This window comes from Mesorhizobium sp. M4A.F.Ca.ET.050.02.1.1, from assembly GCF_003997725.1.
Lineage (GTDB): Bacteria > Pseudomonadota > Alphaproteobacteria > Rhizobiales > Rhizobiaceae > Mesorhizobium.
The window spans coordinates 1-1,162 of sequence record NZ_RZSG01001208.1 but is presented as its reverse complement, the minus strand read 5'-3'; the positions used below and the strand labels follow the sequence as shown (position 1 = coordinate 1,162).

At 63.2% G+C, this 1,162-nt stretch carries 2 protein-coding genes; both read right to left on the bottom strand.

The window, feature by feature from the left end; all coding sequences use genetic code 11:
* On the bottom strand, positions 1–233 hold a 233-nt coding region (locus tag EOA33_RS36350), incomplete at its 3' end, for a DoxX family protein (protein WP_145989534.1).
* Between the two features lie 304 nt (positions 234–537).
* A partial coding sequence (locus EOA33_RS36345) for a tryptophan 2,3-dioxygenase family protein (protein WP_127407769.1) occupies positions 538–1,162 on the bottom strand: 625 nt, incomplete at its 5' end.

Sequence of the window (1,162 nt, the reverse complement as noted above, 5' to 3'; positions counted from 1 at the left end):
GCCGCCGGGGTCAGCAAGGCGCCGGTCAGGAAGGCAATCACCAGCAGCGTTTCGAGGATCGCCGCGCACCATGCCAGGAACAGCGGGAACGGGAAGCCGGCGGCGGCGATGTAGCCGGCGGTGGCGCCGATATCCATGAGTTTGAAGGCCACCCCCATCGCGAACATGGCGGCGAAGATCAGCCGGGCGATGAGGATGACTGCGGTCTGCCAGGTCGATTGGGTGCTTTCCATGATGTCTCTCCGGGTGTTGCTGCGTTCGGCCCTAGGACGGGCGAGGCGCGGGAGTTCCGACATGGGGGTGCAAATAGTTTTGGCTGGCGGGGTGGCAAGCCTGGCTCCCCCTTCTCCCCTTGTGGGAGAAGGTGGATCGGCGCGCAGCGCCGAGACGGATGAGGGGTGCTGGAAGAAGCTCGGCGCGGAAAATCAAATGATTTTAGATGTTTATATCTGAAAGGTAGCATTCCGGCCAACACCCCTCATCCGTCCGAGCTTCGCTCGGACACCTTCTCCCACAAGGGAGAAGGGGGAGCCAAGCTCACCCCGCCTTCGCGTGCGGGCAATGGCTGATCGACTCCCTGACGGTGCCATATTCAGCGCCCCAGCGGTCGGTCATGTCGCAGCGTATGTCCCATAGCTCGGGGAAGAAACGGTGGCGGGCGCCGCCTTCCAGCATCTCCACCGGGCGACCCTTCAGCGATCTGGAGCCGAGCCCGATCGAGCGGTGGATAAGATAGAGGTGGTTGGCGCGGAACTTCTGGAACAGCTCGTCGAACTCGATCAGCGCCTCGGCGACGACGTAGGCGTCGCCATGGTCGTAGCGCGCGTCATAGACATCCGCGACGGTCAGCCCGCGGCCATCGAGGTATGAGGCCTTGAAGGCCCGCCAGAGGTCCGGCGGCATGCGCAGGAGCAGCTTGAAGCCTGGCGATTCCTGGCCACTGCCATTGCCGAGCTGCAGGCGGATCTGCTGATACTCTTTGGGTGACATGGTTTCGAGCACGTCAAGCTGTGCCGTCATCAGCCGCATCAGCCGGTGCACCCGGCCCATCAGCGTGACGATCCGGTGGGTATCCTCTCTCACCAGGTAATCGAGGACGTCGGCCAGCGTGTAGGCGATGAGCTTCATCCACAGCTCCTCGACCTGGTGCACGATCTGGAAC